Source organism: Arachnia propionica (assembly GCF_003932785.1).
In the GTDB taxonomy this organism is placed as follows: domain Bacteria; phylum Actinomycetota; class Actinomycetes; order Propionibacteriales; family Propionibacteriaceae; genus Arachnia; species Arachnia propionica_B.
In genome coordinates this window covers 1-20,965 of record NZ_RQYT01000041.1, presented here as the reverse complement: position 1 = coordinate 20,965, position 20,965 = coordinate 1, and the positions used below count along the sequence as shown (strand labels likewise).

Annotated in this window: 14 protein-coding genes; 10 read left to right on the top strand and 4 right to left on the bottom strand. The window is 68.4% G+C overall.

Annotated elements, in window-relative coordinates; genetic code table 11:
- Positions 1-412 precede the first annotated feature (412 nt).
- The 4 genes from dnaK (at position 413) to EII35_RS12970 (ending at position 4,439) form a co-directional block, all read left to right on the top strand.
- Positions 413-2,260: a molecular chaperone DnaK gene (gene dnaK, locus EII35_RS12985; RefSeq protein WP_125228892.1), complete on the top strand. Its 1,848-nt coding sequence runs from the start codon at positions 413-415 to the stop codon at positions 2,258-2,260.
- On the top strand, positions 2,257-2,814 hold the full coding sequence (locus EII35_RS12980) for a nucleotide exchange factor GrpE (protein WP_125228891.1): 558 nt from the start codon (positions 2,257-2,259) through the stop codon (positions 2,812-2,814). Before dnaK ends, EII35_RS12980 begins: the two co-directional genes overlap by 4 nt.
- 70 nt (positions 2,815-2,884) lie before the next feature.
- Complete coding sequence (gene dnaJ, locus EII35_RS12975; protein WP_125228890.1) at positions 2,885-4,021, top strand: molecular chaperone DnaJ; 1,137 nt, start codon at positions 2,885-2,887, stop codon at positions 4,019-4,021.
- 1 nt (position 4,022) lies between these two features.
- Entirely contained in the window at positions 4,023-4,439 is a 417-nt protein-coding gene (locus EII35_RS12970) for a heat shock protein transcriptional repressor HspR (protein ID WP_125228889.1), read from the top strand.
- Positions 4,440-4,453: 14 nt separating this feature from the next.
- On the opposite strand, the gene EII35_RS12965 is transcribed toward EII35_RS12970, so the two are convergent.
- The 4 genes from EII35_RS12965 to EII35_RS12950 all read right to left on the bottom strand — a co-directional run bounded on the left by EII35_RS12965 (position 4,454) and on the right by EII35_RS12950 (position 8,731).
- Positions 4,454-5,431 carry an ATP-binding protein gene (locus EII35_RS12965; protein ID WP_395858251.1) on the bottom strand — a complete coding sequence of 326 codons (978 nt, stop codon included), beginning with the start codon at positions 5,429-5,431 and terminating at the stop codon, positions 4,454-4,456.
- 154 nt (positions 5,432-5,585) lie between these two features.
- Entirely contained in the window at positions 5,586-5,846 is a 261-nt protein-coding gene (locus EII35_RS12960) for an AAA family ATPase (RefSeq protein WP_185744330.1), read from the bottom strand.
- 285 nt (positions 5,847-6,131) lie between these two features.
- A complete protein-coding gene (locus EII35_RS12955) occupies positions 6,132-7,751 on the bottom strand; it encodes a glycoside hydrolase family 13 protein (protein ID WP_125228886.1) in 1,620 nt (539 codons plus the stop codon).
- Positions 7,748-8,731, bottom strand: coding sequence for a LacI family DNA-binding transcriptional regulator (locus tag EII35_RS12950; RefSeq protein WP_125228885.1), 984 nt, complete (start codon positions 8,729-8,731; stop codon positions 7,748-7,750). Before EII35_RS12950 ends, EII35_RS12955 begins: the two co-directional genes overlap by 4 nt.
- 145 nt (positions 8,732-8,876) lie before the next feature.
- Here EII35_RS12950 and EII35_RS12945 point away from each other — a divergent pair, with 145 nt between their 5' ends.
- The 6 genes from EII35_RS12945 to EII35_RS12920 all read left to right on the top strand — a co-directional run.
- Positions 8,877-10,121 carry a sugar ABC transporter substrate-binding protein gene (locus EII35_RS12945; protein WP_125228884.1) on the top strand — a complete coding sequence of 415 codons (1,245 nt, stop codon included), beginning with the start codon at positions 8,877-8,879 and terminating at the stop codon, positions 10,119-10,121.
- Between the two features lie 65 nt (positions 10,122-10,186).
- Positions 10,187-11,767, top strand: a complete 1,581-nt coding sequence (locus EII35_RS12940; protein WP_260465128.1) for an ABC transporter permease subunit — start codon at positions 10,187-10,189, stop codon at positions 11,765-11,767.
- Positions 11,767-12,633, top strand: a complete 867-nt coding sequence (locus EII35_RS12935; protein WP_125228883.1) for a sugar ABC transporter permease — start codon at positions 11,767-11,769, stop codon at positions 12,631-12,633. Before EII35_RS12940 ends, EII35_RS12935 begins: the two co-directional genes overlap by 1 nt.
- 79 nt (positions 12,634-12,712) lie before the next feature.
- Entirely contained in the window at positions 12,713-14,065 is a 1,353-nt protein-coding gene (locus EII35_RS12930) for a dipeptidase (RefSeq protein WP_125228882.1), read from the top strand.
- Positions 14,066-14,309: 244 nt separating this feature from the next.
- Positions 14,310-20,225, top strand: a complete 5,916-nt coding sequence (locus EII35_RS12925) for a DUF6531 domain-containing protein (protein WP_125228881.1) — start codon at positions 14,310-14,312, stop codon at positions 20,223-20,225.
- 297 nt (positions 20,226-20,522) lie between these two features.
- On the top strand, positions 20,523-20,965 hold a 443-nt coding region (locus EII35_RS12920; protein WP_148098948.1), incomplete at its 3' end, for a hypothetical protein.

Here is a 20,965-nt window from a genome sequence, read left to right as displayed (position 1 = left end):
CCGGCCCCGGGGCGCCGAGGCGATCCGGAGAGTGGCGGGCAGGTGCGCGACCAAGGCCTCGCTCGGCCCCGTCGCGTGCCCCCAGAGTGGGCATGAACCGCCGTCCTGCTTGGCTTGAAACGTTTCAGGCGCGGCCTCGTGGAAGCAAAGCGGCGGTTCGTGCTCGGTGGTGGTGAGGGTTGAGCCCGGGGTGGGCTGCGATGGGTGGGCGCTGGTCGGGCGAGGGGGCCCGTGGGGTGGGTGCTGGTCGGGCGAGGGGAGTCTGTGGGGTGGGGCCGGGGTCTTCCCTGATCCGACCCGGGTTGAGTCGCCCTGGCTCAACTTCGGCTTGCCCCTGGACCCGAGGAGTGGCATAGTTGAGTGCAGTCCGCTCAAGGACTCATCTGACTTAGACCAAGAACCAGGAGCAAACATGGCCCGTGCAGTAGGCATCGACCTCGGTACCACCAACTCGGTCGTCGCTGTCCTCGAGGGCGGCGAGCCCACCGTCATCCCCAACGCGGAGGGTGCCCGCACCACCCCGTCGGTGGTGGCGTTCTCGAACTCCGGTGAGGTCCTGGTCGGCGAGGTCGCCAAGCGCCAGGCCGTCACCAACGTCGACCGCACCATCCGTTCCGTCAAGCGCCACATGGGCACCGACTGGAAGATCGACATCGACGGCAAGGACTACCGTCCGCAGCAGATCTCGGCGTTCATCCTGCAGAAGCTGAAGCGCGACGCCGAGGCCTACCTCGGTGAGCAGGTCACCAACGCCGTCATCACGGTGCCCGCCTACTTCTCCGACGCCGAGCGTCAGGCCACCAAGGAGGCCGGCGAGATCGCGGGCCTCGTCGTCGACCGCATCATCAACGAGCCCACCGCGGCCGCCCTCGCCTACGGCCTCGACAAGGGCGACCAGGAGCAGACCGTCCTCGTCTTCGACCTCGGCGGCGGCACCTTCGACGTCTCCCTGCTCGACATCGCCGACGGCGTGTTCGAGGTGAAGGCCACCAACGGTGACAACCGACTCGGCGGCGACGACTGGGACGCCAAGATCGTCGACTGGCTCGTCAGCCAGTTCAAGAACAAGCACGGCATCGACCTGTCGCAGGACAAGATGGCCCGCCAGCGCCTCCAGGAGGCGGCCGAGCGCGCCAAGATCGAGCTGTCCTCCGCCTCGGAGACCGCCATCAACCTGCCCTACGTCACCCACTCGCCCGCCGGCCCGCTCCACCTGGAGGAGAAGCTGACCCGCGCCGAGTTCCAGCGGATGACCCAGGACCTCCTCGACCGTTGCCGTACCCCCTTCAACAACGTGCTCAAGGACGCCAACACCACCGTCGACAAGATCGACCAGGTGCTGCTCGTCGGTGGATCCACCCGCATGCCCGCCGTCGCCGAGCTCGTCCGCGAGCTGACCGGTGGCAAGGAGCCCAACAAGGGCGTCAACCCCGACGAGGTCGTCGCCCTGGGTGCCTCCCTGCAGGCCGGTGTGCTCAAGGGCGAGGTCAAGGACGTGCTGCTGCTCGACGTCACCCCGCTCAGCCTCGGCATCGAGACCAAGGGTGGCGTGATGACCAAGATCATCGAGCGCAACACCACCATCCCGACGAAGCGTTCCGAGGTGTTCACCACCGCCGAGGACAACCAGCCCGCCGTGATGATCCAGGTGTACCAGGGTGAGCGCGAGTTCGCCCGCGACAACAAGTCGCTCGGCAACTTCGAGCTGACCGGTCTGCTCCCGGCTCCCCGGTCGGTCCCGCAGATCGAGGTCACCTTCGACATCGACGCCAACGGCATCGTCCACGTGCACGCGAAGGACCTGGCCACGGGCAAGGAGCAGTCCATGACCGTGACCGGCGGTTCCGCCCTCGCCAAGGAGGACATCGACCGGATGGTCCGCGACGCCGAGGCCCACGCCGAGGAGGATCGCAAGCGCCGTGAGAGCGTCGAGCGCCGCAACGAGGGCGATGCCCTGGTCTTCCGCACCGAGAAGCTCCTGAACGAGAACGCGGACTCCATCGACGAATCCACCAAGGCCCCCGTCGTCGAGGCCGTCGACAAGCTCAAGGAGGCCCTGAAGGGTGAGGACGACGACGCGGTGAAGGCCGCCATCGACGACCTCAACACCAAGGCCGCCGCGATGGGCCAGGCGATGTACGCCGCCGCCCAGGCCAAGGCCCAGGAGGCCCAGCAGGACGGCACCGCCGAGGGTGGCGCGGAGTCCGGCCAGGACGACGTCGTGGACGCCGAGATCGTCGAGGACGAGGACACCAAGTGAACGACGAACACACACCCGAGCAGGATGTGGTGGCCGAGGCCGAGGCGGTTGTCGACTCAGCCGCCTCGGCCCTCGCCGACGGCGAGCCCGGGACCACCACGGGATCCACTGACAGCACCGAGTCCGCCACGGACTGGGAGGCGTTGGCCACCGAGCGCACCGCCGACCTGCAGCGTCTCCAGGCCGAGTACGTCAACTACAAGAAGCGCGTCGACCGTGACCGTGCCCTGGCCCGCCAGGCCGGGGTCGAGGCCGTCGTCGCCGACCTGATGCCGGTGCTCGACTCGATCACCCTCGCCAAGTCCCACGAGGACCTGGCCGGCGGGTTCAAGGCCGTGGCCGACGAGCTCGAGAAGATCGCCTCCAAGCATGGCCTCGTCGCGTTCGGTGAAGTGGGGGAGGCCTTCGACCCCAACCTCCACGACGCGCTCATGCAGCTGCCCATGGAGGGGGTCACCGTCACCACGATCTCGCAGGTCATGCAGCAGGGCTACCTGCTGGGTGAGCGCGTGATCCGCCCGGCACGGGTCGCCGTCGCCAACCCTGAAGGGTGAGCTGTCCGGTTCGAGGGGCCGACAGCCCACAACCCCGGCCCCTCGAACCGCAGACGAAGAAAGGCCATGAGTGAGTACCAAGGACTGGATCGATAAGGACTACTACAAGGTCCTCGGCGTGGACAAGAAGGCCAGCGCCGACGACATCAAGAAGGCCTTCCGCAAGATCGCGCGGGAGAACCATCCCGACCAGAACCCGGGGGACAAGAAGGCCGAGGCCAGGTTCAAGGAGGCCTCGGAGGCCAACAGCGTCCTGTCGGATCCCGACAAGCGCAAGGAGTACGACGAGGCACGCAGCCTCTTCGGTTCCGGGGTGCGGTTCGGGCGTCCCGGGCAGTCCGGTGGGGGCTTCGAGGACCTGTTCCGCAACGCCGGCGGTGACCAGGGTGGGCTGGGTGACCTGTTCGGCAACCTCTTCGGCGGCGGGCAGCGTCGCGCTTCCAACCGGGGTCCCCGACGCGGCGCCGACATCGAGGGCCAGGTCAACCTGACCTTCGAGCAGGCCGTGGAGGGCACCACGGTCGCCATGCGGACGGTCTCGGACCAGCCGTGCAAGGCGTGCCGTGGGACCGGTGCGAAGGCGGGCACGTTGCCGAAGGTCTGCGTGTCCTGTGAGGGCACCGGTATGAAGTCGTCGGCGGCCGGGGGTGTGTTCGCGATGAGCGAGCCCTGCCCGGACTGCCGTGGCCGGGGGCTCATCGTCGAGGATGCCTGCCCGGAGTGCGACGGCTCGGGGCGGGGCAAGTCGAACTCCACCGTCAACGTGCGCATCCCGGCGGGGGTCACCGACGGGCAGCGCATCCGCATCAAGGGTAAGGGCGCGGCCGGCCAGAACGGCGGCGCCGCCGGCGACCTGTACGTCGACGTGAAGGTGGCACCCCACAAGCTGTTCGGTCAGCAGGGCCACAACCTCACCCTCAACGTCCCGGTCACCTTCGCCGAGGCGTCGCTGGGGGCCGAGATCCGGATCCCCACCCTCGGCGGCCCCAGCGTGAAGCTCCGGATCCCCGCGAACACCCCCAACGGGCGGACCCTCAGGGTGCGGGGCAAGGGCGTGCGACGCAAGGACGGCACGATGGGTGACCTCCTGGTCACCGTGCAGGTCCAGGTGCCCGAGCACCTCAGTGACGCCGCCAAGGAGGCCCTCCAGGAGTACGCGGCGAAGTCGGGTCAGGAGGATCCGCGCGCCGCCCTGTTCGGAGGCTGAGATGTCGAACCTTCCCCAGAGCTTCGACCCCACCGCGCCGGTCTTCCCGGTGTCGGTGGCGGCGCATCTCGCGGACATGCACCCGCAGACGCTGCGCGGCTACGACCGGCTGGGCCTGGTGGTCCCGCAGCGCACGCGGGGGCGCGGCCGTCGCTACTCGCTGCGGGACATCGCGAAGCTCCGCCACATCCAGCACCTCAGCCAGAACGAGGGCATCAACCTGGAGGGGATCCGGCGCATCCTCGCGCTGGAGTCGGAGATCGAGGCGCTGGCGCAGCAGGTGGAGCGTCTCGGCGAGACGGTCCGTCGCCTGCAGGGCACCCATGAGGTGGCCCGCATCTTCACGGCCGACGCTTCGGGCGCCGTCCAGCACGGCCGGGCCCGACGTCGTACCCCGCTCGCGCTGCCCTACCGCTGAGGGAGCGAGAGTTCTCACAGGGCGGAGGCGGGCAGGCCGATGAGCCGGTCGGAGATCTGGAAACCACGGTCGAACATGCCCAGCACCACCCCGCGACGGAACCGGTCCCCGAGCCTGTCACGCAGGAATCGGAGGCCCTTGAAGTGGTCCGGCCGGTAGGAACTGGAGGTCTTCACCTCGATGCCGACCACCGTGCCGTCGCCGAGTTCGGCGACGAGGTCCACCTCGATGCCCGTGCGGTCCCGGTAGTGGAACAGCCGGAACTCCTCCAGGCTCCAGGACTGCTGCTTGAGCAACTCGGCTGCGAGGAACGCCTTGAAGTGGCCGCCCAGGAGTTCAGCGGTGACGGGCTCCAGCTGACGTGGCGTCAACTGTGCCAACCACAGGGCGAGCGCGGAGCCGCCCACGGCCGTCTTCCGCCGCCCGGTCTCCCGGGCGGTGAGGTTGGGGGACCAGGGATCCAGCTGCTCAATGGCGAACACCCCGGCGAGCACGTCGAGATACGCGGTGATCGAGGTCGGCGGCAGGCCGGCCTGATCCGCCAGACGGGCCTTGACGAGCTCGCCACCCTGGTTCGCCGCGATCAGCCGGATGAGGGAATGGAGGCGCGCTGACTGGTGTCCGGCGCGCAGCAGCACGGCATCGCGGTTCAGGACCCGATCCAGATAGCCCTTCAGCCAGGCGGATCGCATCCGTGGGCTCAGCCGTCGCACCTCGGGGAAACCGCCGAGCGCCAAGGCCTCGACGTAGCGCGAACGGGTCCAGTCGCTGGTGACCGGCTGAGGATCGGGTAGGGCGAGGACCGCTGGGACGAAGTCGTCGGGAGCGCCCGTGACCTCCCCGACGCTGAACCCGCGCAGCCGCAGGCTCACCGCCCGTCCCGCCAGCGAGTCCCCGAGGCCCGGCATCCGGAGCAGGTCGGTGGACCCGGTCAGGAGGAATCGGCCGGGACGTCGGTCCCGGTCCACGGCCAGTTTGATCGCCCTTGACAGTTGCGGAGCCAGTGAGAGGGTGCGCGGATAGGGGGATCGTCAGGAGGATCGGCACGGTGGCCTCGTGGCAAGGCGGACGACGAGGAGCGCACTGGATCGTGCGTTCGAGGAGGTCCGCGGCCGGGGGTCACCGGGGCGGGCGCAGTGGATGCGCCTATCCGCGCGCCCTCCAAGCCTCGTCGATGACGAGGGTTCCCTCTGCAGCCTGGCGGAGGAAGCTCTCGGGGTCGTCCTTCGCCAGGGCCAGCTGTTGCGGGCTGTCCAGGGTGGCGGAGGCTCCCTGGCGTCCGTGCATGAGCTGTCCCGCCAGCGTGCTCTTGCCGACCTGCCTGGCGCCCTCGATCACGACGACGGGAAAGGTCTCCACGTAGTCATGTCCCACCCTGAGGATGTGGCGCGCGATGAGTTCCGTCACGGCTTCAGGCCATCCGACTCGTGGGTTCGCAGGAGAAAACTCGTAGGTTCGCAGCAAGATTCTCGTAGGTTCGCACCGCCCCAGCGTCGGGAAACCTCGTCGCCTCACCCCCCTCGCCGTGAACCGAAGAAGGCGTGCACGAACCGCCGCTTTGCTTCCGTCGGAGCGCGTTTCAGCCGAAGCAGAACGGCGGTTCGTGTCCGCTGGAGCGGGGAGGCGGGCTCGGCCGGTCGGGCCGGTGGCGGATGTCGCGCTCGCGCCCGCTGGAAGCGGGTCGGCGAGGTCTCAGTCGATGGGCTTGTGAACCCACACGGCCGCGTCCGTCGGCAGCTCGCCTTCGAGTTCCGTGCTGGCCAGCAGCACCTCGCCCTCCGGCAGCGGCACCGGGGCGCCGCCGATGTTCACCATGACGCGGATCTCGCCGTTGTCGAAGCAGACGACGTGCTCCGGGGCCTCCTCCCAGGTCATCCGCCCCGTCCCCAGGCCGTACTGGCGACGCAGCCTCAGGGCTTCCCGGTACATCGTCCACGTGGACCCCGGCACCCCGACCTGCTGATCCGCGGCCAGCGCCCGGTAGCTCTCCGGCTGCGGCAGCCACGTGCGCTCCGACGGGCCGAAGCCGAGGCCCGGGGCGTCCGCCACCCACGGCAGCGGGATGCGGCAGCCGTCGCGACCCACCTTCTCGTGCTTCGTGCCCTCCCAGATCGGGTCCTGACGCACCTCGTCGGGGACGGCGGTGTGCTCGGGGAGCCCCAGCTCCTCACCCTGGTACAGGTAGGCCGAGCCCGGCAGCGCCAGCATCATGAGCGTCGACGCCTTCGCGCGCCGCAGCCCCAGCTCGTTGTCGGGCTGCGGGTCGCGCACCGAGATCCCCTCGGTGTTCGAGGTGTCCTCCCGACCCAGCCGCGAGGCGTGACGCACCACGTCGTGGTTGCTCATCACCCACGTCGTGGGGGCCCCGACGGCCTCGTTCGCGGCCATCGTCGTCGTGATGACCTCCCGGTAGCTGGCCGCATCCCAGGCCGAGGAAAGGAAGTCGAAGTTGAAGGCCTGGTGCATCTCGTCGGGGCGCACGTAACGGGCGAGCCGCTCCGGCTTCGGCACCCACGCCTCCGCGACCATCGCGCGATCGCCCTCGTACTCGTCGAGGACCTTCCGCCAGCGACGGTAGATGTCGTGGACCCCCTCCTGGTCCCACATCGGGCCGAGGTCGCCCTCCATGAACTGGGACTCCTCCACCTCGTCGGGCAGCCCCGCCTCCTTCACCAGGGAGTGGGCGACGTCGACGCGGAACCCGTCGACGCCGAGGTCCAGCCAGTGGCGCAGGATGTCGTCGAAGCCCTGGCGCACCTGCTCCGAGTCCCAGTCGAGGTCCGGCTGGTGCACGTCGAACATGTGCAGGTACCACTGCTCCGGGGTGCCGTCGGGGCGACGCAGCCGCGACCAGCCGGGGCCGCCGAACAGCGACTTCCAGTTGTTCGGTGGCAGCTCGCCGTCCTCGCCCTTGCCGTCGCGGATGAGGTAGCGCTCCCGCTCCGGCGCGCCCGGCTCGGCCGCGATCGCCGCCTGGAACCACTCGTGGGCGTCGGAGGTGTGGTTCGGCACGAGGTCGATGAACACCCGGATGCCCAAGGCGTGGGCCTCGTCGATGAGCCGCTTGGCGTCGGCGGTCTGACCGAACAGCGGATCGACCTCCCGGTAGTCGGCGACGTCGTAGCCGGCATCGGCCATGGGGGAGAGGTAGAACGGGCTCAGCCACACCGCATCCACCCCCAACTCCTTGAGGTACGGCAGTTTCGAGATCGCCCCGGGCAGGTCGCCGTAGCCGTCGCCGTTGCTGTCGGCGAAGGAGCGGGGGTAGATCTGGTAGATGACGGCGTCGCGCCACCACTGGGTCTGGGTCATGCCTGGGGTCCTGTCGATTGTCGGATGATGAGGTCGGGGTGGAACAGTAGCTCAGTCCCGTCGAGGGGCTCGCCGTCGATGGCCCGCAGCAGTCCCGAGACCGCAGCGTCGCACATCGCCTGGACGGGTTGTCGCACCGTGGTCAGTGCAGGGTCGGTGAAGGCCATCAACGGGGAGTCGTCGAAGCCGATGACCGAGAGATCGCCGGGCACGGTGAGCCCCTGGGAGCGGGCCTCGCGGATCACACCGAGCGCCATGATGTCGGAGCCGCACACGATGGCGGTGTGACCACTGTCGATGAGTCGACGGGCCGCCAGCTGTCCACCCTCGGCGGTGAAGATGGTGCGAGCCACCGAGTCCTCGGGGAAGCCGAGAGCCAGGAATGCTGCGATCTTGCGCTGCGACGGCACGAAGCGCCTCGGGCCGATGGCCAGGCCGATGCGTTCGTGTCCCAGGGTCTGCAGATGGGCCACCTGGGACCTGATGGCCTCCTCGTCGGAGCAGTTGATGAACCGGGTGCACAGGATGGGGGCGTGACCGTTGATGACCACCATCGGTGCCCCGGTGGCGAGGAACCGTTCATGGGGCTCGGTGCTGGCCTCGGTGTCGGCCGCACCGGAGACCGAGAGCACGCCGTCGACCTCCAGGTCACGGAGTGTGTCGAGGGCGGTCGCCTCACTGGTGCCGGCCGAACCGGCATGGGCGACGACGCATCGTCGGCCGTGCTGGAGCAGCAGGGCGCCGAGCTGCTCGGCGAAGAGCGCGAAGGCCGGATTGGTCAGGTCCGGGACGAAGATCCCGATCAGTCCGGAACGCTGCGGGGTGCGGGTGGGCACGTAGTCCAGCTCGGCGACCGCCCTGAGCACCGCCTCGCGGGTGTCGGCGCTGATGCCCGACTTCCCGCTGAGCACCCTGGAGACCGTCGCGACGGACACGCCGGCGTGGCTGGCCAGGTCCGACATCCGTGGTCGTCCGCTCATCGCCACCTCCGTTGGTCCGGTGTTCCTGAGAAAGTGATGTTATCAAAGAGTTGCAAAATTTTTTCTGCAAGTTGCTGCAAGGGTTGATACAATTTTTTCGCAACCGAAGACGTCGGCGTCGTCGCCGATCCGAACAGGAGTAGATATGCGTAGGAGCCTCCTCGCCCTGGTGGGTGCAGGTCTCAGCCTGGCCCTGGCCGCCTGCGGCTCGGGCACCCCATCCACCACCTCGTCCGGCCCCGCCAGCTCGGCGGCCATGGAGAACAGCGCGCCCGCCGATGCCGGCACGCTCACCGTCTGGGTCGACGAGACCCGCATCGACGCCTTCAAGAAGGTCGGCGAGGCCTTCAAGGCCGAGAGCGGGGTCACCCTCGACGTCGTCCAGAAGCCGTCGCAGGACATCAAGACCGACTTCATCGCCCAGGCCCCCTCCGGCCAGGGACCGGACCTCATCGTCGGCGCCCATGACTGGATGGGTGACCTCGTCACCAACGGTGTCATCTCGCCGGTCGAGCTCGGTGACAAGTCGGGCGCGTTCTCGGAGGTCGCCACCAAGGCCTTCACCCACGACGGCCAGCTGATGGGCGTCCCCTACGCCGTGGAGAACATCGCCCTGGTCCGCAACAACAAGCTGGCCCAGGAGACCCCCGCCACCTTCGACGAACTGGTGGCCCAGGGAACCAGCCTCACGCCCGACCTCCCGGTCGTCCTGCAGCAGGGTGACAAGGGTGACGCCTACCATCTCTACCCCATCCAGTCGTCCTTCGGTGCGCCGGTGTTCAAGACCGACGACAAGGGCGAGTACGTCCCCGAGCTGGGCATGGGTGGCCCGGAGGGTGAGGCCTTCGCCGCCTACGTGAAGAAGCTCGCCGACGCCAAGGTGCTGTCCGCCTCCGTCGGTGGCGACCAGGCCAAGCAGGCCTTCGTCGACGGCAAGTCGGCCTACATGATCACCGGCCCGTGGTGGGCCGCGGAGTTCAAGGAGGGTGGTATGGACATCACCGTCCTGCCCATCCCCTCGGCGGGTGGCCAGGATGCCGCGCCGTTCGTCGGCGTCCAGGGCATCTTCCTGTCCTCGAAGTCCAGCAACGGACTGCTCGCGAACCAGTTCCTCACCTACATGGCGGGTGAGGAGGCACAGAAGACCCTTCACGAGGAGGGTGGTCGCCTGCCCGCCGTCGAGTCGCTGGCCTCGTCCATCGACGACGAGCTCCTGAAGGGCTTCCGTGACGCCGGTGCCAAGGGGCATCCGATGCCCTCCATCCCGGCGATGGGCGCCGTCTGGGAGTTCTGGGGTGCTGGTGAGCTCGCCATCATCGACGGCTCCGTCGAGCCGGTGGCCGGATGGCAGCAGATGATCACCAACATCCAGGAAAAGATCAAGAAGTGATCCAGTGACCTCCGTGGGGACGGCCTCGTCCCCACGGAGGTCTCCTGGTCCCCAAGGAACTCATCGTGACCACATCGTCTGCAAAGCCGCAGCTCTCCCATGCGCGCGACCTCTCGCGCCCGGGCTTCTACGTGAAGCTCGTCCTCATGGGCCTCGTCAATGCCTTCGGCATCTTCGGCATCATGACCGCCGCCGCCCAACAGCAGTGGTGGGTCCTCTCCTTCCTGGCGGTCACCCTGGTCGTGGCCGACTACGTCTACTTCTCGAAGCGCGCCATCCCGGCGAAGTACCTGGTGCCGGGGCTGGTCTTCCTCATCGTCTACCAGCTGTACGCGATGGGTTCGACGGCCTTCGTCGCCTTCACGAACTACGGGGACGGGCACAACGACACCAAGCAGGTCGCCATCACACAGATCGCCAAGACCTCCGACCGGCGCGTCGATGGGACGGACACGTTCCCCGTCGCCGTCGTCAGCAGGGACGGGGGCGGGGACGACGCCCTCGGCTTCGCCGTCGTGCGTGACGGCAAGGTGCAGGTCGGCACCCAGAAGGAGCCGCTGGCCGAGGTCCCCGACGCGAAGGCCAACGGTGACAAGGTCACCGAGGTGCCCGGCTGGCGGGTCCTGCCGTTGCCCGAGATCCAGCAGCAGCAACAGGCGGTCCTCGACCTGCGGGTCAGCCTGAGCGACAACCCCGACGACGGCTGGCTCCGCACCGACACCGCGGCCTTCGCCTACATCGCCAAGTCGGTGCTCGACTACGACGAGGCGGCCGACACCTTCACCGACGCCGAGGGCAAGGTCTACACAGCCGACCCGGCCAAGGGAGCCTTCATCGCCGCCGACGGCAGCGAGCTGCAGCCCGGCTGGCGGGTCTTCGTCGGGACGAAGAACTTCACGGAGGTCTTCAATGACTCGCGCCTGACCGGGCCGTTCATCAAGATCACCCTGTGGACCTTCGCCTTCGCGATCCTCTCGGTGCTCACCACCTTCGCGTTCGGTCTCGTGCTCGCCGTCGTCTTCAACGACGAACGGGTGAGGGGTCGCACCTTCTACCGCGCCATCTTCCTGCTGCCCTACGCCTTCCCGGCGTTCCTGGCGGCCCTGGTGTGGCGGGGCATGCTCAACAAGGATTTCGGCTTCATCAACCAGGTCCTCCTCGGCGGGGCCCAGATCGGCTGGCTGTCGGATCCGTTGCTGGCGAAGCTGGCCATCCTCTTCGTCAACCTGTGGCTCGGCTTCCCCTACATGTTCCTGGTCTGCACGGGTGCCCTCCAGGCCATTCCCGCCGAGTTGAAGGAGGCCGGGATCATGGACGGCGCCGGTGCGGTGAAGCGGTTCTTCAACATCACGTTGCCGCTGCTGCTCGTCTCCGTCGCTCCGCTGCTCATCGCGTCGTTCGCCTTCAACTTCAACAACTTCGCGTTGATCTACATGCTCACCGGCGGTGGCCCGAACTTCCCGGGTGCGCCGGTGCTCATCGGTGAGACGGACCTGCTCATCTCCATGGTCTACTCGATCTCGTTCGAGTCCGGGACCAAGCAGTTCGGCCTGGCCTCGGCCCTGTCGATCCTCATCTTCGTCGTCGTCGGACTCATCTCGTGGCTCGGCTTCCGCCAGACCCGCAAGCTCGAGGAGGTGCTGTGATGAACAAGAACCTGGGACTTCTCGATTTTCGTTGGTGGAAGACGGTGGGGTGGAAGCACCTCGTCGCCGTGTTGGTGATCGTCTTCTGCGTGTTCCCGCTGCTCTACGTCCTGTCGGCCTCCCTCAACCCGGGCGGCACCCTGACGGGATCCAACCAGCTGTTCCGCAGCGTCTCCTTCCAGAACTACGGTGAGCTGATGGCCACGGACTTCCCCAAGTGGATGCTCCGGTCCTTCTACATCTCCGGGGTCACGGCCATCGGGACGGTCCTCATGGCCGCCTCCGCGGCCTACGCGTTCAGCCGGTTCCGGTTCAAGGGGCGTCGTGCGAGTCTGACGGCCCTGCTCATCATCCAGATGTTCCCGCAGATGCTGGCCTTCATCGCCATCTACCTCCTGCTGCTCACGCTGCAGGAGATCTACCCGCCGCTCGGCCTGGGCTCCCCGCTCGGCCTCATCGCGGTGTACCTCGGCGGGGCGCTCGGGGCGAACACGTTCCTCATGTACGGCTTCTTCAACACCATCCCGAAGGAGCTCGACGAGGCCGCCCGGATCGACGGCGCCACCCACGCCCAGATCTTCTGGGGCGTCATCATGCGCCTGGTCACCCCGATCCTCGCGGTCGTGGGCCTGCTGTCCTTCGTCGGCACCTACGGCGACTTCATCCTCGCGAAGATCGTGTTGCAGCGTCCCGAGGACTACACCCTCGCGGTCGGCCTGTACGTGTGGGCCTCCGACGAGCGCAACGCCCCGTGGTCGTTGTTCGCGGCGGGCGCGGTGATCGCGGCCATCCCGATCATCCTGTTGTTCATGTACCTGCAGAAGTACATCGTCTCCGGCCTCACCGCCGGTGCCGTCAAGGGCTGATCCACTCTCCGTTGCCCGGAAGGCCCACCCCCTTCAAGGGGGTGGGCCTTCCGGTTTTCCGGGGCAATAGAGTGACCCCATGACCAATCTCGCCTGGAACGTGGAGCAGGTGCTGCCCTCCGTCATCGCCGACCTTCACGAACTCATCGCCATCCCCTCCATCTCGTCCATGCCCGAGCACGACGACGACGTGCTGGCTGCGAAGGATCTCGTCGCGGAGTGGATGCGCGAGGCGGGGGCGGTGGAGGTGCGGATCCTCGACGGTGGGGGCAAGCCCGCTGTGTGGGCGGACTTCCCCGGCCCGGAGGGGGCCCCGACGGTGCTGCTGTACGCCCACTACGACGTGCAGCCGATCGGGGACCCCGACGCCTGGACGTCGCCGGCCTTCTCCCCCGAGGAGCGTGAGGGGCGGCTCTACGCGCGCGGCTCCGCTGACGACAAGGGCGGGATCGCCGTGCACCTGGCGGCGTTGCGGGTGCTGAACGGCCAGCTCCCCGTCCACGTGAAGGTGTTCATCGAGGGTGAGGAGGAGATCGGTTCCCCCTCGATGCCGACCCTGCTGGAGCGGTACCGCGACGAGCTGTCCGCGGATGTCTTCGTCATCGCGGACTCCGTGAACTGGGAGGTCGGGAAGCCGTCGTTCACCACGACGCTGCGCGGCGTCGTCGACTGCGAGGTCACCGTCTCGACCCTGGAGCAGGGGCTGCACTCCGGCCAGTTCGGGGGAGTGGTGCCCGACGCTCTGACGGCTCTCTGCCGGCTCCTCGCCACGCTCCACGACGAGGCGGGCAACGTCGCCATCGAGGGTCTCGTCACCGCCCCTGGGCCGGAGCTGGAGTACCCGGAGGCGAGGCTGCGGGAGGAGACCGGGCTGCTTCCGGGGGTGAGCCAGATCGGCGACGGCTCCGTCGTGGAACGCATGTGGTTCCGGCCCTCGGCCTCGGTCCTGGCCATCGACGCCACCCCCGTCGCCGAGGCCTCCAACACCCTCATCCCGTCGGCCCGTGCCAAGGTCAGCGTGCGGATCCCGCCAGGTCAGGACCCGGAGGCGGCGGCCGCGTCGCTGGAGGAACACCTGCGCACCCACGCCCCGTGGGGATCCCGGGTGGAGATCAGCGGCGGCCAGTCGGGGGCGCCGAGCCGCATCGGCCTCGCCGACGAGCGCGCCGAGGCCGCCCGGGCCGCCTTCCGTGAGGCCTTCGGCACCGACGCCGTCGAGATGGGCTGCGGCGGCTCGATCCCGATCGTCGCGGAGTTCGCGGAGCGCAACCCGGGGGCCCTCGTCCTGGTCACGGCGGTGACGGACCCCACCTCCCGGATGCACGGCATCGACGAGTCGATGGACCTCGGCGACTTCGCCAAGGCGGCCCTGGCCGAGGCGCTGCTGCTCGACAGGCTCGGGGTCGTGGCGCAGCTGTGTGAACGGAGTTGATCCTCGTGCAGGGGCCCCAAGGGGCTTCCCTCTCGGGTGAACACCTGTTGGCGGTTCCGGCTTGACCTTGGCGACCCCTGCACGAGGATCATCGTGTCTCCAATGTACACGGGGCCCTTGGAAGGGGCGAGGACGTCAGTGACGGATTCTCCAGCGTCCCAAGGGAGGTGACCCATCCTCAACTACACTCAGGAACAGCGCTCTGCTGGAGCAGGGCAGGGTGGTGATTCACAGAGGGGGCACGATGGTTTCGGTCACGTCTTCTTCCTTGGGGCAGATCGCGGGCATGCCTGACGTCGAGTACGACTTCGGGGTCTCGGCGTCGTTGCGGACGGCCTTCACCAACGCGGCCAATGCCTTGGAGGGGCAGCGTGGTTCACGCTCGACCTACCGGACGGACGGGTTGACGGATTTCAAGGGGCACTTCTCCCAGGTGTTCTCCGACAACGGCACCCAGCAGCTGGCGGACCTGGACGAGATCGTCACCAACCTGAAGTTGGTCGCGACGAAGGTGTCCGAGCTGGAGACCGCTGCCCGCGAGGAGAACGGACGTCGGGCCCAGGCCAGGGCATGGGCCGAGCGGCTGGCCAACCGCAACGGGTGGGACAAGTTCTGGGACAGCCTGTTCGGCGAGGAGGACCCGCCGGTCACGAATCTGACCGACACCGGGCCGAGCCAGTCCGTCACCTCCCCCACCCCCAGGCAGCCCGAGACGCCCGCGCCCGGCTCGGGTGGCGGCCACACCGGAGGCACGTCGTCGGCCCGGCCCGAGAAGCTGCGGGGCTTCGCCACCTCGACGCGGAGCGCGGACGAGGAACTCGCCTCGTACCCGGGGACCTTGACGACGCACTGTTCCTCCTTCGCCACGTCGTGTTCGTGGGCCACCCTGGATGCCAGCGGCGTCATCAGCGCCTTCTCGGCGTGGCTGACCGCCAACGGGCAGGACGCCCAATGGGCCGATGTGGTGGCCCAGGCCTTCGAGAGCGCAGGCGGCGAAGGGGTCATCACCCTGCCGGATGCCGCGATCAGCGCCGCTCTGCAGAGCGCCGGGATCGCCGAGAGCCGCACCGACATCCAGGTGGATCCGCCGACGGCCTACGGTTCCCCACCCACGACGGGGTACGCGAACGACCCGGTGAACACCGCGACGGGGAACTTCCTGGAGAGCGAGACCGACCTGGGATTCACCGGCCCGGCGGCGTCGCTGGTGTGGTCGCGCATGTACAACTCGATGGATTCCGCCGCGGGCGCCTTCGGCCCCGGCTGGTCGTCCTGGGCCGAGTGTGGCCTGGAGTTCGGTGACGACACGGCCCGGTTCAGGCTGCCGGACGGCCGCGTCGTGGTCTTCCCCCGGGAGGGAGCGGGCTGGGGTCGCGCCGTCGGGGAGAACCTTTGGCTGGAGACGACGCCGGACGGCCATCGGATCTCCACCAACACGGGTCTCGCCTTCGAGTTGAGCGCGGCGGGTGCGGTGTTGGCCGTGGATGCTGGCCCCAGCAGCCGCGTGACGTTGGAGCGACGACGTGACGGGCGGCTGATTCGTCTCACCCACGTCTTCGGACGGTCCCTGTCCATCGACTGGGCGGGGGAGCGCATCGTCGCGGTGACCTCATCCGACGGGCGCGAGGTACGCTACGACTACGACGACGCCGGCAGGCTGGTCGCGGCGAGGGGGCCGGGAGGTGTCCGCTCCTACGGCTGGAACGACGATGGCTTCATCGCGACCGTCACCGATGCCGACGGCGTCGTCGAGGCGGCCAACACCTACGACGAGCAGGGGCGCGTGACGACCCAGGTGTCGCAGCACGGCCGCACCACCCACTTCTCCTACGTCACCAACCAGGTCACCGTGGTCGCCGACGGCGACGGCTCCCGCGCCAACACGTGGCTGCACGACTCCCGCGGGCGCCTGGTGGGCGTGGTGGACGGCGATGGAAACCGCCAGTCGACGGCCTATGACCGCTTCGGCAACCCGGTGATCGTGACGGAACGCGACGGCTCGACCACCGTCAGGGCGTACGACGAGCGAGGGCGCCGCACCCTTGAGGTGCTGCCCAGCGGGGCCCGTCACGAGTACGTGTTCGACGACCGGGACCGTGTCACCGAGGTGAGCGTCGAGGCCGGCGGCGCCCGTGCGGTGACCCGCTACAGCTACACCGGGGAGGATCGGAACCCATCGCTCGCCGTCGACCCGAGCGGGGGCGAGACCCGTTTCACGTGGGAGCGCGGGTTGCTGGTCGAGGCGACCGATCCGACCGGAGTTCAGCTCAGATTCACCCATGACGAGCACGGCGACCTGATCGCCACCACCGACGCGCTGGGCAACACCGCCCGTCTGGAGCGCGACGCCGCGGGTCGGGTCGTGGCGGCGATCACCCCGCTCGGTCACCGCACCACCTACCGTTACGACGAGATGACCGGTGTGCTGATCTCCCGAACCGACCCGGCGGGCGCGACGACGCGGTTCGAGCACTCGGCGGCGGGCCGGGTGACCGCGATGATCGACCCCACGGGTGCGCGGACCGTGATGGAGTACGGCGACGACGGTGAGCGGCACGCCACCACGGACGCCCTGGGCCGCACCGTCACCTCCAGCCACGACGACCTGGGGCGCCTGACCGCCGTCGAGTTGCCCGACAGGTCCACCTGGGCCTTCGGCTACGACCTGTTGTCGCGGTTGGTCGAGACCACGGATGCCACCGGCGGCACCCACCGCATGGAGTACGGCCCCACCGGGCACCTGACCAGCGCGACCGACGCGACGGGGGTGCGCCGCGAGGTGGTCACCGACAAGGCAGGTTTGCCCCTGTCGTTCATCGACGGGGACGACCGCGTCGACGTGGTGCGCGACCAGCTGGGCCGTGTCACCGCCGAGGCGGGGGCCGACGGCGAGGCCGTCACACGACGGTTCGACGCCTGCGGGCGCGTCATCGAGTCGGTGAATGCGGATGGTGGGGTGACCCGCATCACGCGCGATGCTGCGGGCCGGGTGGTCGCGGTGACCCAGCCGATGGGACGCACCTTCCGCTACGAGTACGACGCTGCGGGACGGTGGGCCGCCACGGTCAGCACCGGCGGGCAGCGCTACGAGGTGACGCGCGACGCGGACGGCCGGGTCGTCGCGGAGCGCTGGCCGAGCGGCGAGCAGGTGTTCACCACCTTCGATGCGTGTGGGCGCATCGTCGAGCGCATCGAACCCGGCCGGGGTACGGTGCGGTTCCGCTACGACGCGGCGGGACGCATCGTCGGCATGCGGGATCCGTGGAACGGTCGACGCACCTTCAGCTACGACCGCGCGGGCCAGCTCGTCGCGGCGACGAATGCGTTGGGCGGTGTGACCCGGTTCGAGTACAACGAGCTCGGGCAGCGCGTGGCGACGATCGACCCGCTCGGTGGGCGAACGGAACGCACCCACGACCAGCTGGGGCGGGTCCTCACCGAGACGGATCCGTTGGGTCGGGTGACCCGCTACTCCTACGACGCCGCCGGGAGGCCGGTGCGACGGGTGGATGCGGATGGGCGTCTCCTGGAGTGGCGCTACGAGCGTGGCCGACGGTCGATGACCCTGGCCGACGGCAAGGTGCTGAGCACCATTGAGAGGGATCCCGCGGCCCGCACCATGCGGATCACCGAGGGTGAAACGGTGCACGGGCTGGTGTGGAACACGACCGGGCAGCTGCTGTCGCGGCTGCGCGACGGCGTGGGTGTGCGCTACACCTACGACGCGAACGGCCGTCGCACCACACTGGAACGGCCCGACGGCTCGATCACGAGCTACGAGTACGACGACAACGGGCGTCTGGCCGCGCTGGAGCATCCGGGGGTGGGCCGCGCGGTGCTGGAGCGCGACGCGTTGGGCCGGGTCGTGTCGTTGGCCGCGGATGGCCTGCACGCCACGTGGGCCTACGCGGACGGGATGGTGGTGGAGCACCGGATGAACCGGCGCGGCTTCCTGCAGGTGACCCGCATCGAACGGGATGCGGATGGGCGGGTGCTGGCGCAGGTCCGTGACGGCCTGCGCACCGAGTACACCTACGACGATGCGGGGCAGCTGACCGGTGGGAGGACCTCGGAGGGGGCCAGCTTCCACTTCGAGTGGGACGCGAACGGGCGGCTGGTTGCCGAGACCAACGATGGTGACACCACGCGCTACGAGTACGACGCCGGGGGCCAGTTGCTGGTGGCGACGGCCCCCGACGGGTCGCGCACCGAGTACGCCTACGACGGGGCGGGTCGGCGGGTGCGTGAGCGCGGGCCTGCCGGGGAGCGGCTCTTCGGATGGGATCCGCAGGGTTTCCTGGCCCGCATCACGGCGGTTCGTCCGGACGGTGATCGCATGCTGACGGCCACGCAGCGCCTCCAGGTGGATGCGCTGGGTGAGCTGGCCCGGATCAACGACACCCCCGTCCACTGGGACTCGGCGTCGGCGGCCGCATCCGTCGCCCAGATCGGCGCGACGGTGGTGGTCAATGCGCTCGCGGCGACGGCTCTGACCGCGGGCGGAGGCGAGGATGCCGCGTGGGTGATGCCGGATGCCCAGGGGCGTGACACCGGGGGCATGCCGTGGGGGTTGGCCCAGGACCTCCCCGGGGCGGGGCTGCCGCAGGGCACGTCGGTGACGTCGATGGGCGGGGTGAACATCGGTGGCCTGGAGTGGATGCAGGCCCGCGCCTACGACCCGGCCACGCGCGGCTTCCTGTCCACCGACCCGTTGGCGCCCGTGACGGCGGCCGGATGGGCGGGCAACCCGTATTCGTTCGCGGGCAACGACCCCATCAACCAGTCCGATCCCCAGGGGCTCCGGCCCATCACCGAGGCCGAGCTGCAGGCCTATCGCGACTCCAACAACGGGGCGCTCGGCAACGCCGCGGCCGCCGCGAGCGACTGGGTGTCGAACAACTGGGAGTACATCGTCGCGGGAGCTCTCATCGTGGGTGGCGTCGCGGTGATGTGCACCGGTATCGGCGGTCCGATCGGGGCGGCGATGATCGCGGGGGCCGCCATGGGGGCCGGATCGTCGATCTGGTCACAGAAGGCGACCAACGGCAGCGTCGACTGGGGCAAGGTCGCCGTCGATGGGGCCGTCGGTGCGGTCACCGGCCTGGTCGGCGGTGGCGCCGCAGCCGCGGCGGCGAGGATGACCTCAGGCGTCACGTCCTGCCTGGGCCGCAACGTACTCACCGGCGCGATCCAGGGTGGCCTGGACGGCGGCTTCTCCGGCGGGATGGAGTATCTGACCAGCGGTCAGCCGCTCACGGTGAATGGTTTCCTGGCTGCGACCGGTCAGGGTGCCGCCACCGGAGCTGTGCTGGGTGGCGGTGGCGGTGCGCTGGCCCATGTCTCCGATGTGGCCCGTTACGGCTGCTTCGCCGAGGACACGGCCGTGCTCATGGCCGACGGTACGTCGAGGGCCATCCAGGACGTGGCCGTCGGCGACGAGGTGATGGCCTTCAACGCCGAGACCGGGACGAATGAAGCAGCCAAGGTGTCGCGGACCTTTGTCCATGAGGATGTCGAAACCCTCGTGGTGAGGACCGAGCAGGGCGAGGTCACCACCACGGCGACGCACCCGTTCTACGTGGAGGGTCGCGGCTTCACCCCGGCAGGGGAACTGCACGAGGGCGACCGGCTGCGGACCCCGGACGGCGACCAGGTGGTGGTGCAGAGCATCCAGTTCACAGGCCGTCGTCAAACGGTGTACAACATCGAGGTCGAGGGCCTGCACAACTACCACGTGGCCACCGAAGCGGGGACGTGGGTTCTGGTCCACAACAGCTGCACGTGGGATGACAACGTCTCACGGTGGCGTGACGTCGACACAGGGCGTTTCACTACACGTCCAGCGGACCCGAGTGAACTGGTCAACGGCGGTAGGATGGACTATGCGGATATCGACGCATGGGCGACTCAAGGAGGGCTCCCGAACCAATGGGCATCCACTGCTGATCTGCCCGATGGGTTCCGGTATCAGGATGGAGGTTTCAGAGTCCATGGGCATGGCCCCAACCCCAATGCTGATCCGAGTTACTATTCCCACAACAATCCGACCGCAACGATTACTGATGCTAATAATTTGAAATTCCGAACAGATGGGACGTGGGGGACCTTCAGCTCGGACAAGGCGGGAGCTCACATCCCGCTTGATGGTTATCCGCCGTAGGAGTGATGTTTTGTGAAGGGCTTTCAGATGTTTTGCGATATGCCGACGGTGATGGCTGCGTCGGCTGAGTTGGCGGTCATGCGGGCTTTGAGGGCGATGCCTGTGGAGTATCTCGTCGCGCATCGTGACGAGTTCGTTGACGTGGTTGAGAGGTTGGATGACTCACATTCGGATTCCTCGGGTGGAGCATTCGGGTTGACGCCTGAAAATGAGGGGGAGTTCCATGAGTTCGTGGCTTGGCTTCGGGAGCTTGGTCCGGTGATGGGCTGGCCTTCGGACAGATCATGGGCCTTGGGGGTGACCTTCGAGGAGATGGCGGAGACCTTCCCGCAGATGATTGAGCAGGCTGCTTCGGGGCCGAAACCTGGATCTCCCGTGGTGGTGCAGCTGGCGGATCGGCTCGGGGAGGTTGGTGTGTTGAGGATCTCGGAAACGGCAGCTGCATCGTGGGGACTTCGACTGTTGGGTGAGGCGTGGTACTTCTCGGCCAGTCCTGGGTGGCGGGTGGTGAACCCGGATGGGACGCTCGCCTTTGCGTGGTCGACTCCGGGGGTGGAGGACCTCGTGGCCGGGTTGGTGGGGTTGTGTGTGGTGGAGGTGGTGCCCCAGAGTCGGGTGACGGCTGCTGATCCCGCGCTTCGTCTGTCGGATGGTCGCTGGTTGGAGGTGTTCTCGGGGAATCCTCTGATCCCGTGGACCATGCGGATTGGTTCGGGGGTCTTCACCGGTGCCCCGAGCGC

Coding starts and splice junctions, on each gene's coding strand:
- EII35_RS12935 (WP_125228883.1), top strand. CDS start 11,767: ATGAACAAGAACCTGGGACTTCTCGATTTTCGTTGGTGGAAGACGGTG.
- EII35_RS12970 (WP_125228889.1), top strand. CDS start 4,023: ATGTCGAACCTTCCCCAGAGCTTCGACCCCACCGCGCCGGTCTTCCCG.
- EII35_RS12955 (WP_125228886.1), bottom strand. CDS start 7,751: ATGACCCAGACCCAGTGGTGGCGCGACGCCGTCATCTACCAGATCTAC.
- EII35_RS12925 (WP_125228881.1), top strand. CDS start 14,310: ATGGTTTCGGTCACGTCTTCTTCCTTGGGGCAGATCGCGGGCATGCCT.
- EII35_RS12930 (WP_125228882.1), top strand. CDS start 12,713: ATGACCAATCTCGCCTGGAACGTGGAGCAGGTGCTGCCCTCCGTCATC.
- dnaK (WP_125228892.1), top strand. CDS start 413: ATGGCCCGTGCAGTAGGCATCGACCTCGGTACCACCAACTCGGTCGTC.
- EII35_RS12945 (WP_125228884.1), top strand. CDS start 8,877: ATGCGTAGGAGCCTCCTCGCCCTGGTGGGTGCAGGTCTCAGCCTGGCC.
- EII35_RS12950 (WP_125228885.1), bottom strand. CDS start 8,731: ATGAGCGGACGACCACGGATGTCGGACCTGGCCAGCCACGCCGGCGTG.